Annotated in this window: 13 protein-coding genes; all 13 read right to left on the minus strand. The window is 46.5% G+C overall.

What is annotated here, in order from left to right; all coding sequences use genetic code 11:
* Positions 1-17: 17 nt before the first annotated feature.
* Positions 18-737 (minus strand): peptidase, encoded by a 720-nt coding sequence (locus tag BC643_RS16380; protein WP_120274359.1) that lies wholly within the window; start codon positions 735-737, stop codon positions 18-20.
* A 167-nt stretch (positions 738-904) separates the two neighbouring features.
* The gene (locus tag BC643_RS16385; RefSeq protein WP_120274360.1) at positions 905-1,534 is read right to left on the minus strand and encodes a hypothetical protein; all 630 of its coding nucleotides are present in this window, start codon (positions 1,532-1,534) and stop codon (positions 905-907) included.
* Positions 1,535-1,610: 76 nt separating this feature from the next.
* Positions 1,611-3,923, minus strand: coding sequence for a glycoside hydrolase family 3 protein (locus tag BC643_RS16390; RefSeq protein WP_120274361.1), 2,313 nt, complete (start codon positions 3,921-3,923; stop codon positions 1,611-1,613).
* Positions 3,924-4,027: 104 nt separating this feature from the next.
* Positions 4,028-6,472, minus strand: coding sequence for a glycoside hydrolase family 3 C-terminal domain-containing protein (locus BC643_RS16395; RefSeq protein ID WP_245995006.1), 2,445 nt, complete (start codon positions 6,470-6,472; stop codon positions 4,028-4,030).
* Between the two features lie 165 nt (positions 6,473-6,637).
* Positions 6,638-7,810, minus strand: a complete 1,173-nt coding sequence (locus tag BC643_RS16400; RefSeq protein ID WP_120274362.1) for an esterase — start codon at positions 7,808-7,810, stop codon at positions 6,638-6,640.
* A 25-nt stretch (positions 7,811-7,835) separates the two neighbouring features.
* A complete protein-coding gene (locus BC643_RS16405) occupies positions 7,836-8,834 on the minus strand; it encodes an amidohydrolase family protein (RefSeq protein ID WP_120274363.1) in 999 nt (332 codons plus the stop codon).
* 18 nt (positions 8,835-8,852) lie between these two features.
* Positions 8,853-10,541, minus strand: coding sequence for a carboxylesterase/lipase family protein (locus BC643_RS16410; RefSeq protein WP_120274364.1), 1,689 nt, complete (start codon positions 10,539-10,541; stop codon positions 8,853-8,855).
* A 28-nt stretch (positions 10,542-10,569) separates the two neighbouring features.
* The gene (locus tag BC643_RS16415) at positions 10,570-12,111 is read right to left on the minus strand and encodes a carboxylesterase/lipase family protein (protein ID WP_120274365.1); all 1,542 of its coding nucleotides are present in this window, start codon (positions 12,109-12,111) and stop codon (positions 10,570-10,572) included.
* A 22-nt stretch (positions 12,112-12,133) separates the two neighbouring features.
* Positions 12,134-13,279 carry an esterase gene (locus BC643_RS16420; protein ID WP_120274366.1) on the minus strand — a complete coding sequence of 382 codons (1,146 nt, stop codon included), beginning with the start codon at positions 13,277-13,279 and terminating at the stop codon, positions 12,134-12,136.
* A gap of 2 nt (positions 13,280-13,281) precedes the next feature.
* On the minus strand, positions 13,282-14,154 hold the full coding sequence (locus tag BC643_RS16425; protein ID WP_120274367.1) for an alpha/beta hydrolase: 873 nt from the start codon (positions 14,152-14,154) through the stop codon (positions 13,282-13,284).
* A gap of 18 nt (positions 14,155-14,172) precedes the next feature.
* Positions 14,173-15,030 carry an alpha/beta hydrolase gene (locus BC643_RS16430; RefSeq protein ID WP_120274368.1) on the minus strand — a complete coding sequence of 286 codons (858 nt, stop codon included), beginning with the start codon at positions 15,028-15,030 and terminating at the stop codon, positions 14,173-14,175.
* A 1-nt stretch (position 15,031) separates the two neighbouring features.
* Positions 15,032-15,850, minus strand: a complete 819-nt coding sequence (locus BC643_RS16435; RefSeq protein ID WP_120274369.1) for an MBL fold metallo-hydrolase — start codon at positions 15,848-15,850, stop codon at positions 15,032-15,034.
* Positions 15,851-15,926: 76 nt separating this feature from the next.
* Positions 15,927-17,126, minus strand: coding sequence for an esterase (locus tag BC643_RS16440; protein ID WP_120274370.1), 1,200 nt, complete (start codon positions 17,124-17,126; stop codon positions 15,927-15,929).

Here is a 17,126-nt window from a genome sequence, read left to right on the forward strand (position 1 = left end):
CTTCTTTTAATCGAGATCTATTCTGAAAGAATACTGTCTACCCAATCTTCCGGAATCTTATTCACTGATTGGGTTAACATTTCACCCCACATTTTCGAGATCGCCTGCAAATCGCCCTCAAAAAAGCGCTTCACTTTAATTTTCGAACTTTCTTTCTCGTAAATCATTACATCCACGGGGTAACCAACATCGTTAGCCGATACACGGGTAGAATCGAACGACAGGAACGCTGCCGTCAGCGCAAAACGAATGCTGGAATACGGAGTGATGGTACGACGCAGAATCGGTGTTCCGTAACCGGAGTTTCCGATAATACAGAAAGGTGTTCCCTCTCCGATTTCAATCCAGTTACCTTGCGGGTACAACATGTAAAGTTTGTGCTCATCGTCGCCAACAAGCTTGCCACCAACAATTGTATTGATACTGAAATCGAGGCCACTTTCAGCCAAACTTCGCTTGTCTTCCGCAGCGACACGTTTTATTTGGTCGCCTAAAGCATTCACCACCTCGTAAAGCTTATTGAAATTGTCAAGCTTATCATTCAGGCTTTCCTGAAAGTAAGTCAGCGTTTTATCACGAACCGAACGAAGGCCCGAAGTCATCAAAAAGATATGCTGATCGCCTTGCTCGTAAATTTTATACTTGCGCGCGTTGGTTGTTTCATTTCCCGAAGTAATCCGGCTATCGCTCAAGGCCACCAGCCCCGCCTTCAATTTAATGCCAATACAATAAGTCATAGTGGTTTTTATTTCTGAGTTGCAACAATTACCGGAAAGAATCAAGCACCCGCTTCGAACAGCCAATTCTTCCCTTCGCAATAATAGCAAAAATGATAGTTGCTAAAACGGGCAATCAACAGAAAACTAACTGTAAACTCTAAAATTAACTTACCGGCTCAACAAAATTACAAAAGTTTATATTGAAAGTAGATTCCGATGTGGTTGATCGCTTCGCATATATTTCCGATTAAGGAAAAATCGTCGGCGAGCCCCAACTCATAACGATTTCGTTTCAAACCAATTCTGAAACGCATCGACGAAAATTTGTGCTCATCCAACGCCACGGTCGACAGTGTTCTCAACCGTGTAATAAAACTAAATTCTCGTTTCAATTCAGCCAAAATCTGAAACCCTGCCAGGATTTTAAAATCTGCCTCCTGCCCGGGTGAATAGGACGGGGAAAAACTTGCACTGAATTTTTTTCGCTCATAGGCAGTCTGAACACCAATCATTGCCCGAGGACTACCACCGGTAGCATAAATTAAACCAATAGCCGGTTTAAACGACTTTGCCACTTCCCAGGCAACATTGCTCATCGATAACAAACGAACTTCCTCATCGCCAAGATAATCGGCAGATAACAGGTTGACAGAAACAAAGCTGAGAGAAGAAACACCGGGAACTGAAGTCACAAACGCATTGCTCACATACCATGAATCTTCGAGCCCGGTCAGTTCAACCGAAAGTCCCTGACCTCGAACGGAAGTAACACCCAAGCAGCCGAATAAAAGAATGAACAGGTAGAGCTTTTTCATAAAAGTTTAGGCAAAGTCTTCCCAGGCGAAGCACCGAATGGCGCTTCGCTGAAAAGAAAAATCGTTAAAAAGTGAATTATTTATAAGTACTTACCCGAGAATCATCGATGGGACCTTGCCAGTTCAAACCAAAAGCAAAGTCGTACTGATTTCCATCGGAGTCGGTATAGGGAGTCATGTCGCGCGGAACATCTTCAAACTGTTCTTCCACGGTTTTCATGTTGGCAGGCATTTGGAAAGGTAATAAAGCAGAGGGTTCAACCGCTCCGGAAATAATCTCGAGCAGCGCCTGATCCTGTACGCCCATGTGAACCAAAATAGCCGATGCAGAAGGTTCAATCTCCGAGAATATCATCGGTTTGCTGACATGAGCCACTACAATCACCGGTTTGTCTCCCATCTCATTCCTCGTTTTCAGGACCAAATCCATATCACCGCTGTTATTCGTTTTTACCGTTTTGCCTTTATAGCTTCGGTTGGTAAAATCTTCAAATGGACTTCCACCTGCCAGACTTTCGTCGCGCGCGGCAATGGCTTCGTACGGACTGTATTGCAAGCTGATTGGCACATAGCCACTACCACCTTGTTCCAAATCATTTTCGTCATAACCAACTCCTCCATCCGGATTTTTAATACCAACCAATGCAAAGTCGGCTTCGGCAGGAGTAGCCACGACTTCAAAATAATGTTTGACAACGTCCAGGTTGAACGGAATTTCACGCTTCTCCGGAACCTCGAAACCAAACCAGTTTTTGGTGGCTGGAACAACTCGTTCCGGGATATAAACCTTCAGCTGTTTCTTCTGCGGCAACGTCTGTTCGTGATTTTTCAATAGAACGATCGTGCGCAACTGGGCGTCGAAACCTGCTTTCATGTAGTCGGGATTTCCAACGATTTGTTTGGTTTCCTCGACATCCAAATATGGATTTTCGAACAAGCCTACCCGAAAGATATTCCGAAGCAAGCGAACTGCAGATCGCTCAAATCGTTCGCGCATGGCTGCTTCACCGTATTTGGCAACGCCCATCTGGTAAGCTTCAATGACTGGTCCCATATCGTTGTTTCCGCCAAACTGATCAACACCGGCTTCCAACGCTTTAAAATGACGTTCTGCCTCGGTCAGTGTTTCCACGCCCCAGCATTTTCCTTCGAAGGTTCCCACGCTATGAGTATCTTTCGTAATCATCCAATCAGTACACACTACGCCGTCGTAGCCATACATTTCGCGCAGCAAGTCTCTAATTAAATATTTGTTGTAACTGTTACCAACTTCTTCGCCATTCACGGTATCGCGTTGCCACGAAATGGTGTAATATGGCATCACAGCTGCTGCTTTCGATGTTTTGCCATTTAGTTTGAAAGCACCTTCAGTAAAGGGTTTCAAATGATCAGCCAGGTTGTTGCCGGGATAAACGGCATAAGCGCCATAGCCGAAATGTGCGTCGCGACCACCTTCTTCTGGACCGCCGCCCGGCCAGTGTTTCACCATCGCGTTTACACTGCCGTAACCCCAGCCATCGGCAACTTCCTTGTCGCCGATTGACGTTTGCATACCGTCAACATAAGCGCGAGCCATGTCGGTTGCCAGATCCGGATCTTCCCCCATGGTGCCGTCGAAACGACTCCAGCGCGGTTCGGTTGCCAAATCAATCTGAGGTGACAGTGCCGTTGCAATTCCCAATGCACGATATTCCGCCGCCGCAATCTCGCCAAACTGGTGCATCAATTCCGGATCAAAAGAAGCAGCCAGTCCCAAGGTACTAGGCCACATGGATATTTTACCTCCTGCCCCGGCATTGTATTCCGCATATGAATCGCTGCCATGGCGCGGATCGGAGCTGGTATTTACCGGAAGCCCCAAGCCAAAACCTTCCACATAAGCCTGCGCTGTGTTATTCCATTGTGCAGCAACAGCCGGACTTTCAACTGAAGTAATCAGTACATGCCGAAGGTTATCATCTTTCAAAAATTTTAATTGAGCATCGGATAAATCGCTGGGCTCTGCACCACTCTCTTCAAATGCTTTTCCACCGTAGGTTCCACCGAAAAATCCGGTTCCCCGGGCTGGAATGGCCTGATGTGCACTGTAAAGCATCAGACCAGCCATTTGCTCAACAGTCATCTGCGAAGCCAGATTCTGAGCCCGTTCATCAACCGGCAAACGCCAGTCCTCATAAGCGTCCAGCTTTCCATTGCGATTCAAATCTTTAAAGGCAAAACCTTTTTCGGTTATCAGGGTGACTCCGCTTTTAGGCGAATATCCCAGTTTTGGTCCATCGGACTGCGAGACTAAATTAAAACCGTCTTTTTCCTCTGTCGTGATTTCGGGGCTACAACTTCCAAGAAAAAGAAAGGCAGCCAGGAGTAGGATATAGTCGTACTTCTGCATGGTTTAGGTTAATTGGGTTAGGTGGAAAGGCTAAATACGCAGTTGTCAATGATCCCCGCCCCTTTATCGGGACGGAGATCAAGAATTATCTACAAACGAAAAACCTATTTTTGGCTTAACTTTTCAATCGATACTTCAGGGGCAAGTACATTGCTTACATCACCAGCATCGATATCGCTGGCCACGCTGAAGTCGGCCGTTTGATTGATTTTGATTGAAGAAGCTCCAACTTTCACAGTGTAGTTTCCGGCTTCAACAAGCCAGCTTGAAGTCGCTTCGTTGAACGAGGCCAAATCAGTTGCTTTAATTGTAAAGCTCAAAGTTGCTGTTTCGTCCGGATTCAGGAGCTTAGTTTTTCCAAAAGCCACCAGTTCTTCTTCCGGCTTTTCAAGTTTAACCTGAGGTGCAGATGCGTAAACCTGAACTACTTCGCGGCCAGCTACTGATCCGGTATTTTTCACATCAACCGATACGGTTAATTCACCGTCAAAATTGGAAGCACTTAATTTCAAGTTGCTGTATTCGAAATTCGTGTACGATAATCCGTAACCAAATTCATAAGCCACAGGAACATCAAACGTGTTGTAGTAGCGGTAACCAACGTAAATATCTTCGTCGTAAACCACTTCCCAAGGTGTACGTTTCATAAACGAGAATCCAGATAAGTCTGCTGCATTATCAACTTCATCCGACTTAATTTCGTGTCCAGGGAATGTTTTTGAAGTAGGTGCATCATCGTAAGAAACAGGGAAGGAAACTGCCAGTTTACCGGATGGGTTCACCTTACCGGAAAGCACATCAATTACCGAGTTTCCGGCTTCCTGACCAGGTTGCCATGCCAATAAAACAGCATCAGGAATGTTAGCCCAACTTGCCGTTTCAATGGCACCTCCGATATTCAACACAACAATGGCTTTTTTACCCTTTGCGTGAAATGCTTCGGTAACATCCTTGATTAGCGCCTTTTCAGTATCAGTCAGGTAGAAATCTCCCGCTTCCGGTTTGCGATCACCGCCTTCTCCCGAGTTCCGGCCGATCGTAATCAAGGCCATATCATTTTCAGCAGCCATTTTTTGAGCCAAGGCTTTTGTCAACGGCATTTCTGTCACCGGAATTTTACCATTCATCAACGCAGCCAACCAATTGTCGGTTTTAACGCCTTTGGCACGTTCTGCTTCAATGTATTTCTGATAGATTTCAGTCAGCTCGGCATCTGTTTCATATCCGCCGTTTTCCAATCCTTCCAGCAGTGAAATCGTGTAAGCCTCATTTACGTCACCACTTCCGGTACCACCAGCGATAAAATCATACGACGTGTTTCCAAAAGCAGCTACTTTTTTCACATCAGCAGTGATTGGCAAGGCCTGATCACGATTTTCAAGCAGTACCATACCATCGGTAGCCGCTTGGCGAGTTACTTCAGCATGTGCTTTCAAATCCGGATCTGAAGAATATGCGTAACCTTTGTATTTTGGCGTTTTCAGCATAATTCCGAAAATGCGGCTCAGGTTTTTATCCAAAATTGCTTCGTCAATAGCACCTTCGTTCACAGCATTAACCAGCTCCAAAACCTGTTTCGGTTGTCCGGGTTGAATCATATCATTCCCTGCTTTCATTTGGGCAATTACATCGCTACCACCGCCCCAGTCGGTCATTACATAACCTTCGAATCCCCAATCATTCCGCAATATATCAGTCAACAAACCATGACTTTCTGATGTATAAACACCGTTCAATTTATTGTATGATGACATCACCGTCCAGGGTTGCGCGTCTTTCACTGCAATTTCGAAACCTTTCAGGTAGATTTCGCGCAGGGCACGCTGGCTGACAATGGTATTCACCGACATCCGGTTGGTTTCCTGGTTATTGGCAGCAAAGTGCTTAATTGAAGTTCCAACACCGTTTGATTGGATACCTTTTACCATAGCCGCGGCCATTTTACCTGTCACCAACGGGTCTTCCGAATAATACTCGAAATTACGACCACAGAGCGGATCGCGCTGAATATTCATACCGGGCGCCAATAAAACATCAGAGCCATATTCCAACACTTCATTTCCCATCGCTTCACCAACTTTGTAAACCAAGTCTGTGTCCCAGCTCGAAGCCAAAACCGTTGCAATTGGGAACGCTGTACAGTAATAAGTTTTTTCTTCCCCTTTTCGGGTGGGTTGAATACGCAGACCGGCAGGGCCATCAGTTAAAACCTGGCAGGTTACACCAGCTTCAGGGAACTCCGAGGTATTACCGGCAGCACCGGGCAGATAGGTACGAATATGGTCTACCATTGCTTTGTAATCCGGGCCCAACTCATTATCGTCGCCACCACCAAACTTCTTTTTAATCGAGTCCGGCAAATCCATAAACATCCCGGTACCAATAAGCACCTCCGCTTTTTGATCCAATGTCATTTTTGAGATTGTATTTTTGATCACTTCTTCATCGCTCGGCTGTTTCGGTTGCGAGCTGCAGCCAAATACACCAAGTGTTAAGCTGAATAAACAAGCCTTTGAAATTAAGCTTGTCTTTTTTAATCGGTTTTTCATAAGCTGTTATGTGATTTAGTATTTAATGTCTTACTGACACAATGATAATTCAATAATATGATTTCCCCAATATGTTATACAACTGGTTCTTTATCGGATACTTGCCGGATTGGGCTATGCCGGCAATCTTTGCTCGTAAATACGAAAGCTGACAAACAAACTTCTCTATTTGAATAAAAGAGGAGCAAATGTATTCAGGTAAACCCGCCAGTTGGCCCAGGTATGGCCTCCTTCTGTCACAAAAAAGGTATGTTCCAATCCATTTTCAGTCAGTTTAGCATCCAGCTTCTGGGCGCTTTCCCAAACAAAATCGGTTTTACCGCAGGCCAGCCAGTACAACTTATAGCCGGCAGTTTTCAGCCCCTGTAATTTTTCATCGATCTCAGGTTGTTCTCCCCACAAGCCCATGCTCAACGGGCAAATGTACTGGAAAGTCCCAGGGTATTCGTTAGCAGCAGCAATGGTGTGTCCACCGCCCATGGATAGGCCCGAAATAGCGCGGTGATCCGGGTCGGCAATCACCCGGTAATTCTTCTCGATGTAAGGAACGATATCTTTCAACAAGCTATTTACATATAAATTTCGCTTGGAAGGATCTCTGAAATCTAAATCACTTTCGGGTAGTTGCGCTGTTTTTGCAGCCATTTGATTCGGATTTCCATTCGGCATCACGCAAATCATTGGCACAGCAAGGCCTTTTTCAATCAGGTTATCCAGAATCTGGCGGGCACGCCCCATAGTGCTCCAGGCATCTTCGTCTCCACCGGCTCCATGCAAAAGGTACAACACCGGATAGTCTTTGCCACTGGTTTCGTAACCAAAAGGTGTGTAAACAAACAATCGGCGGTTCAGACCCAAAGTTGGAGAATCGTACCAAACCTGGTGAAGGTCGCCGCGTTCGTTGGCCTCGAAGTAGTTCTCGGTTTTCTCACCCGGAACCAGCAAAACACTTAAATAGCGGGTGCCATCGCGCTGCATAAAAATATTCGAAGGATCGTTCACTGCCACTCCGTCCACCATAAAACTGTAGGTGTAGAGCTCCGGCTCCGGAAGTGGCATTGTAATAGACCACAGGCCACTTTCATCTTTCGTAAGGTTCACACTGCTGGGAACTTCCATTTCTCCGAATTGAGTTTTCATTTTAACAGTCGGCGTAAAACCACCGTTGATTTTTACGGTATCGGCTTCCGGAGCCATGATGCGGAACGTAACTTCACTCTCACCAATTTCGGGAGAAATGATGGGCTTCCGGTTCATAAAATTGGAAAGCTCCTGGGCTTGAACTCCGGCAACAAACGCCAGAAATAAGCATAGAATTAATGTCTTTTTTGATTTCATAAGTATCTAATTTCGTGTTAGGTTATTATTCTGCTGGCCATTCAAAATCATCTTTATTCATTCTGAAAAACCGCACAGCATTGTTAAACATGATGTCCCGTTTTTGATCTTCGGACAGAAACTGCGCATTCATGACCACTCCCATTGATGTTTCGAACAGTCGTGGCCACATCATAAAGTCGGTCCCGTACATGATGCGTTTACCAAATCCCGCCTGAATTAAGCGTTTGATATACCATTGCACTTCATCAATCGGGTAGCTCCAGATCATCCCCGAAATATCGAGATACACATAGGCATTTGCTCCCATCAAGGCAATCATCTCTTCGGCCATCGGGTAACCGGCATGCATCACCCATATCTTCATATTGGGATGGCGGGCCAGCATTTCTTCCAGTTCAAAGGGATTTCCTAATGATGCCCGATACTTGGGTTGGGTTAAATTCGCCATTCCGTTTCCACCGGTCCCCATATGAATACCAACGGGCACGCCCAACTCTTCGGCCACAGCAAAATAAGGATCGAGCGAAGGATCGCTGGGCGAAAGTCCCTTGTATTGCGGAGCCACCTCGGCGACTACTTTGTAAAAACCACTCTCCAGTGAATCGCGAAACGCTTCCACACTAATGTCGTCGGGGGAACCAAAACCAATCCCAGGAATGATCCGGCCCGCAGGCGCTGCGTTTACCCAATTGTGCAACACTTCGGCATCGCCAAAAGCGACCATCGTCATGTTGAATTCTTTGATACGCTTGATCACCTCGTCCTGCATATCCTGATCACTTTTGGCAGGTTGAAGCGGATCTACACAATCCTGGTTCATAAAGAAAGGAGCTTCTTCATTGGGGTCAGCTCCCGGCATATCCGATAAAAACCAGGGGCACATTGGTGATGACCACGCCGGGTTGACTTTCATGGTGTGCACGTGAATGTCGAATATGGGCATACGCTTTACAGGTTCTACATCCTGCGCAAAAGCACTTATCCCCAAAGCCATGAATGCTGTAAAAAGTAATTTCTTCATCGGTTTCTGTTTTAGTTTTTAGTTTGTTTTTGGTTCTAATATTTCCCGCCACATAGCCAGTTCGCTGGCATAGCGATCATCGATAAGCGCACATTGCGAATCAATACGCATGGTGGGGCGGGTATTCAAATCATAAGGTTTCCATTGTGGTTGTCCTTCAGCTGACGGCTCTCCAGAAGCGGCAAAACTTGTCCAGTAGTTGCACATGTTTCGGGAGGCCTGAAAGCGTTCTTCCCGGCTGCCGGCCATGCCCGGGATATCGGTGCCATTGGGCCCTTTCGTAGCAGCTACATTGTAAAATTTGAACGCAATATCCATCGCATGCATCGAGCCCAATTCGTAGTCTGTTCCCGGGACTTTCAGTTCCGATTTGTAACCGAAGTTGTATAGGTAAACCGGCGCTCCTCCTTGCTCCGATTTGCGTTCGGCAATTCGAACCGAACCTAATCCCATCGAAAGCATCGAGTAAATGGCGATGTACAAATCAGTCGGGCTTGCCTCCGGACGGGTTGCCCTGTAAGTTGAAATAATCCGATCAGCTTCGTCTCCAAAGTTTTTTTCCAATCGGCTTTTCAGTCCGTCGTTCGTTAGTTTGAAAGCATCCAGATCGCCGCCAAACATCGAAAAGAAAATCTGCTCATCTTCATTCCAACCAACCAGTAGCGGCTTATTCTTCGAAATTTCGCAGGCAGCAGGGCTAAACGGGTGAACAGGCAAAACTGTGCCATCCACAACCGGGCTAAAACCGCCCACGCCGGAAGCTCCAATTCCTTCGAACGAGCTGACCAGCGATCGCATGCCGTGTTTTGAAAGCTGCAACTGCGCTTCGAGCAATTGGACAGCGGGCATTTGCAACAATTTGTGTGCTGTCGCCTTTGTGAGCCCCAGATCGCTCAACAACAATTCCGTGGTTTCAGCAGCCAGCTCAGGCGATTTGAACTTCAGTCCCGGTCCGCTCTCGATGGATGCCCTATTGAAATAAGGAGCTGCCTCGGGCATGGCATACAAAGCGGAAGTTTTCATGCCTCCCCCCGACTCCCCGTGAATCATCACATTGTAGGGATCGCCACCAAAACGTTCAATATTTTCGTTGACCCATTTCAGGGCAATAGCGATATCCTGAACACCTCGGTTGCCCGATCCTGCAAATTCGTCACCCCAAAGTTCATCAAGGTATAGAAACCCAAGTAAGCCGAGGCGGTGGTTCGTTTCCACAACGACAACGTTAAACAGCCGGGCCAGATTGGCTCCATCCTGCATGGCACTTCCACCGGATCCCGATACAAAACCACCACCGTGGTTGTACACCATTACCGGGCGTTTTGCGCTATCGCAAGCTGGAGTCCAAATATTCAGGAACAGGCAATCTTCAGCCGGATCTGGTTCATTGATACCGTAAGTCTGATTCGGCGCCTGAATGGATGGATTTCCCAACTGTAACGCATCACGAACTCCCGCCCAGGGTTTTAGTTCAGCGGGACGTTTAAACCGGTTGGCCCCGGAAACGCTTCCGGCATACGGAACACCTTTAAAAGTGACGAAGCCATCGCTTTGTAATCCTTTCAGTTTTCCATAGGCCGTTTCCACAACGCGTTCCGTTGGCACCGACGATTTCATCCCCGATACGATGCCGGGCAGCAGCGCCAATCCGCTTAGTCCGGAACCGGAAAGTCGTAAAAATTGTCTGCGGTTATAGTGGTTTTTCATTTGGTTGTCGTTAGTCTAGTTTAAATCATTAGAATCCGTTTTGGGCATCCATAAACTTCACTTGCTGTTGATAAGGCAAGTCAACCGATTGTGTTTTGTCCCCGAGCTCAATCACCTGCGGATTGGAGCTATCAAAAGCCGGCCACTCGGGAAGCCCTTCGCCATTTGGATTTCCGGTTTTCGCAAAATTCACCCAGTAACTGCTCATGATATTTTCCAATGCATAGTCGGTTTCGGTAAATGGTTTATCCCAGTTGTGCAATGTGTGAAGCGCATAGGCAAACTCGGCCGAATGGAATGCGCCGTAATTGGGTTCTCCCGGTGGCACTCGTTTGAAATAATAGAGATATGATGAATTCGTGCCAGTTTTAGACTGAAGTCGTGCCCAACTGTAATTGTTCCATCCAAAGGAGAGCTGAGAAATCAGTTTTTGAGAAGCTGCAGCTTCCTCGTCGGTATTGGCTGGAAACAGCTGCAGATAAGCATCTGCCTGATCGCCGTACTGAGCGCGGGCAGCAGCCTTTGCCTGCTCAGCGGTCGGCGTGGGACCGAAAAATACGCCATCATCGGCATTCCAGCCCGAAATCAGCGGCACATCATTTTGTTGGCCAGCGTCGAAGGTTTCAGCAACTGGTGGCACCACGATATTATCCACCGTAATCCCTTGTCGTCCCGGGAACTTCGTTAAAAGCGAGTCCGCAGGAATCTCCCGCATCGCTTCCAGGTCTGAATAGCCGGCATCGGCGAACATCTTCTCACCGGCTTTCTCAGCATCAGCCAGTGTATTGTCCAACGAAAGTGTTTTGCCAAACATGCCTCCGCTTTGTCCAATCGCTTTATGAAAAAGTCCTTTGGCCAGCGGCGAAACCATCAGCATATTCACGCTAAATGAACCGGCAGACTGTCCGGCAATCGTGACATTTTCGGGATTGCCTCCAAAAGCTGCAATATTATTTCGCACCCATTTTAAAGCAGCAATCTGATCCAGAATACCGTAGTTTCCGGAGGTATTCAAATCTGATTCTTTGGATAGTTCCGGGTGAGCCAGGAAACCCAAAATTCCTAACCGGTAGTTGATTGTGATGAAGACGACGCCTTTTCTGGCCATCTCTATTCCATCGTACAAGGGAACCATTCCCGAGCCAGAAGTCAGTCCTCCACCGTGAATCCAGACCATTACCGGAAGGTTTTCATCGGCTTTTTTAGCCGGGGTCCAAACGTTCAGGTACAGACAATCTTCGCTCATAGGCTTGGCCGGCGTAATAAACTCCTGCGACCAGCAGAAAAATGGTTTTGGATCGGGTTGGATCGCTGAAGCCGGAGGATTTACACATGTTCGAACACCTTCCCATACCTCAACAGCTTGCGGGGCTTTCCAACGCAAATCGCCAACCGGTGGAGCTGCATAAGGAATTCCAAGAAAAATCGCCACACCTGTTTCCGAGTGTGTTTTTCCGGCAACAAATCCGTCCTGGGTTTTAACAGCCTCAACGTTCAACGCTTGTTCTGCAGTTTTACCGCAAGAACAAAAAACAGCGATGAGAGATGCAAGTAGTAGCGTTCGTTTCATGGGTTTGTTGGTTTAGGTCGTTCTATTGAAAGAGCAGCGGAGCAAAATCTTTTAAATTATGCCTCCATGTGATAAAGGTGTGCCCGGCCGGATACGAATCAGTTTCGTAATGAATGCCGTATTTATCAAGCACTGCCTTCGTATTTAAACCATTTTGATAGGCAATGTCTTTCTCACCACCCATCGCAATCCAGAATAATTTCAGGTCATTGATCTTTTGTTGGACAGACTCATCCTGACACAAAGTTTCAACCTCGTTTAATTGATTCGGAAAGAATCCGGTACTCAAGGGTAAAATGTAGGCAAACCTGTCGGCATAGAAAAAAGCCATATTCAGCGCTTGCAAACCGCCCATCGACAGGCCCGCGTAAGCCCGAAACTCAGGTGTATTTTTCACTTTATAGTTGGCTTCCACATATGGAACCAGGTCCTTAAAAAAGTAATTGTAATACGGATCAGCATCACCGCTTACATTCGTGTAAAAACCGCCTCCGGGGTTGCCGTATGGCATCACCACAACCATCGGTTTCATTTTTCCTTCGGCCAGCAAATTGTCCAGAATGAAGTTTGCCCGACCAGCTGTTGACCACGAGGCATCGTTATCTCCACCGCCATGCTGCAAATACAAAACCGGCAATTGCTCGCTCCTATTTTCATAGCCCGGGGGAAGGTAAACATGCGCCCGACTGACCTTGCCAATTGATTTGGCTTGAAACCATATTTCTTCCAAACGTCCGTGCGGAACATCTTTTATTGCCTGGTAATCGGCTTCATAACCGGGTACTTCAAATAAGTTGGAATAGCCGTTCGCCCCTTCCTTCAGCATCGTATTTTTCGGATCTATCGTCTTCAATCCATCCACTGAAAAATCGTACGAATAAAGATCTGGAGACAAAGGACCAATCACGGTGGACCAGATACCAATGTCATCTTTTTTCAATTTGATTGGGCCAAAGGTCTGCTGAAAGTCGCCGGTTACGATTACGTCGCTTGCTCTGGGCGCATAAATACTCAACGTTACTTTCCGGTCGGCAGCAATGCGAACAGATTTGAGCGTATCGCCCGGCCCCGGCTTGTAACCGGGGAATTGGGCGAAACTATCAATCACGAACAGACAAAACAAACTCAAGCAAATTGAAAAACGGAAATATGTGGTGGGCTTATTCATTTTTATTGTTGTTGAATGCTGTTATCGCGAAATATGTCTGAAACAAATGGCAAAGCGATATAAAGTGCCGAGTGCCAGTACTCCCAGGTGTGATTACCATCGCGGATACGAGTTTGTAACGGGATCTCTGCAGCTTGCATCGCCAAAACAAATTCAAGGTTGGCTTTCAGGGTGAAGTCGTCATCACCACAATCAACAAACCATTTAACCGTTTTCAGATTCGCAATTTTTTCCGGAGAAGCTTCGTTGACGAACTTTACACAATTGTTGTCCTCGACCAACTGGTGAACCTTCTTTTGAACGGGATCATTGAAGTCAATCCAAAACAGATTGTCGTGTCGGTACAAGTAACCACTCATGGTGTAAGCGGCACAAAACATCTCCGGATGATGCTGGGCATAAACAACAGTTCCCTGTCCTCCCATCGACAAACCGGCCAACGCGCGATGCCCTTTGTCGGCAATTACCCGGTAATTTGACTCCACAAAAGGAATCATTTCGTCGAAGAAATAATCCTCGTAGCGCCAGTCGGGGTTATTGAAATAGTTCATAAAATCTTTCCCTGCTTCGGGGCAAATGATGATCATTTCAGTCGCCTCATTCGAAAGCATCAACTGGTTGGCAATTCCTGCCAGACTTCCTTTTTCGGGCCAGTCGGTATGGCTACCGCCGCCTCCATGCAACAAATACAAAACCGGGTAATTTTTGTCAGTATTCTTTTCGTAGTTCGGCGGAAGGTAAACAGCGTACTCCCGATCCTGATTCAGAATCTTACTAGGCATGGTTTTGTACTCTACTTTGCCCCATCCGGGCCATTGTGCGAATCCGGCAAATACTAAAAAGATCAGTAATATTGTTGTGGTTAGTTTTTTCATTTTTGCTTGGTTTAATAGTTAATTGTCGAAGCCATCTGAAACGAATGCCAAGGCCTTGTACAAAGCCGAATGCCAGTATTCCCAATCGTGGCCGCCATCGCGAACACGCAGCTGACACGGGATGTGCGCATTGCGCATTGCTTTGTAGAAATCTGTATTTACGTCGAATAAAAAATCGTCGTCCCCGCAATCGACGAACCAGCGAACAGCTCTCAGCGTTTCCTTGGTTGCCTCATCTGCATTCTCTACAAATTTGACACAGTGATTCTCAATGACTGTTCGGTTTAGTTCGGCCATTTTTTTATCCTGTGCAGGAATTCCTCCGCCTTCCGGTAGTCCCATCAAAGCGCTCATGGCATAGGCCGACGAAAACAAGTCGGGATGCTTTTGCGCGTACACGGTAGTTCCTCCACCCCCCATGGAAAGACCCGCAATCGCGCGATTTTTCTTGTCGCCAATCACCCGGTATTTATTTTCAATGTAAGGCATAAACTCCGTGAAGAAGAAGGTTTCGTAAGACCAGCCATCCATATCGAAATAGCCGTTCCAATCGCGTCCGGCATCAGGCACAATAATGATCATTTCGTGAGCCTCTCCGGCATCAATCAATTTATTGGACACATCCTGCAGGTGTCCGCGCATAACCCAACCATTATTGTTGTCAAACACGCCGTGCAACAGGTACAGAATCGGATATTTTCGGTTCGGACTGGTTTCATAGCTCTTAGGCAGATAAACCGAATATTGACGGTTTACACCGAGTACTTCACTTTTCAGACTATCAATTGACACCTGACCATGTGGTAACTGCGGAAATTGGGCAAATGCACCAAGCCCCATCAGGACAAATAAAATGAGGGTTGAAATTTTTTTCATGTTAATTTATGTTTTCCGGATCATACACAATACTGGCGGATCCGAGGGTGGTTATCATTGGATTATCGGGACCAATAGAGACTTTATATGGGTAATCTTTTCCTTCGGGAGCTGTTCCCGCCGTGAGTTGTTCTGCCAGCTGACGCATATCGGTCATGTAGGTTTTCCCCAATGCTCCGTGTACATGCGGATAGTGACCACAATAAATTTTTGTAATTCCTTCGTTCATCAGTTTTTCCATGCGTCGACACGATTCAGCGTAGACAGCCATCGACACATGCGGCTGCAACTGCATCCAAACCTGGCCTGAGCCGAAGGCATCGCCCGAATAACAATTCCCCGCTTCCCGATCGATAAACACGACCGAACCGGGCGTGTGACCAGGCATATGTAAAACTTCAATATTTTTGTTTCCCAGCTCGAATTGATCGCCGTCGGCCAGGTAATGAGTTGTTCCGTTGTAGGGAGGTATGCGCCCCAGTAATACAGTATCTGCCGGGTGCAGATAAACATCTTCAAAATAATTCATATTCCCGGCGTGGTCGACATGCACATGAGTAATCAATACAACCACAGGCTTGGCAGTTAGTAAGCCAACGATCGAATCCAATTTCGATATTTTGGAAATGGTGCCGGTATCAATCAGCAAGGCTTTCTTCGTTCCTTCAATCAGGTAAAGCGTGGTGTTGTCACTGGTTTCAAACACCCACATGTCTTTTTCAAGCTTAGTGATGGTCAGCTCTTCGTTTTGAAAAACCTGCGCAAAACCTAGCGTTGTACAAAAGAAAAGGATCGTAGAAATGATGGTTTTCAGGTTCATTGTTGGTTAGTTAGCGGAAAGGAGGTAATCGGTGAAAGCCAGTCGTCAAATTCACAGCAACTGGCTTTCACGAAAATTATTTAAAAAGCTGCGGCGCAAATTCTGACAAGTAAACGCGCCAGTTCGTCCAGGTGTGACCGCCTTCGGTTTCCATGTAAGTATATTTCATGCCCATACTATCCAGTTTGGCACGAAAATCAACTCCTGATTTGTATAAGAAATCAGATTTTCCCATACCAATCCAGTAAAGTTTATAACCGTTGTCCATCTGAGCTTTCAACGTACCATCGAAATCCTCGTACAGTGCCGATTTAACGCCTTCGTTTGGCAAAATAGCAGCAGAAAACAGGCCTACATAGTCGAAGGTATTTGGGTAGTAGCGTGAAATGTGCAACGAGTGAAAACCGCCCATTGACAAACCTGCAATCGCCCGATCAGCCTTATCCGTTTTCACGCGATAGTTGCTTTCAATAAACTTGATGACTTCCGGGAACGTTTCTTCGAACTTACCGTCCATGGTGTGTGGCAGCATCATATTGGGCTTTTCAAATCCCAAGCTGGACTCGCCTGGTGCAGCCGATTGGGCTACGTTACCATTTGTCATCACGACAATCATGGGAGTAGCCTTGCCTTGAGCAATCAGGTTGTCCATAATTTGAGACGTACGGCCATAATTGATCCACGCTTCTTCGTCGCCTCCCATGCCATGCAACAAATACAATACAGGGTAGCTCTCCTTGCTGTTTTCATAACCGGGAGGAGTGTAAATTGTCATCCGGCGAGTCATCTCATTACCCGGAGAATCGTACCAGCGACGCGCCACTGTTCCGTGAGGCACATCTTTAACCGAATACAAATTGCCTTTATCGCCAGGGACAATGAAAATACTGAAAACAGAAGATACGTCCCGAATCATGTACACGTTGTTGGGATCAGTTGATTTAAACCCATCAACAATGATGTTATAAGTGTACAAGTCTGAAGGAAGTGCTTCCGAAGTATAACTCCAAATACCGTCGGCACCTTTTTCCAAATTGGCAGGGCCAGCGACTTCAAATTCCCCGAAAGGAGTTTTCATTTTTTTCTTAGGTGTGAAATCACCGACAACTTGCACGGTATCGGCATTAACTGCATCAATACGAAAAGTAACCGTATTATCAGCATTTACCTGCGGCGAGATGATCTGTTGTGCTCCCCATAAAGCCTGCTGTGCTTCGGCTGAAAAACTGAGTAATACCGCTGCAATAAAAGCAGCCAATAAATTCTTTTTCATCAT

This window comes from Mangrovibacterium diazotrophicum, assembly GCF_003610535.1.
GTDB lineage: Bacteria > Bacteroidota > Bacteroidia > Bacteroidales > Prolixibacteraceae > Mangrovibacterium > Mangrovibacterium diazotrophicum.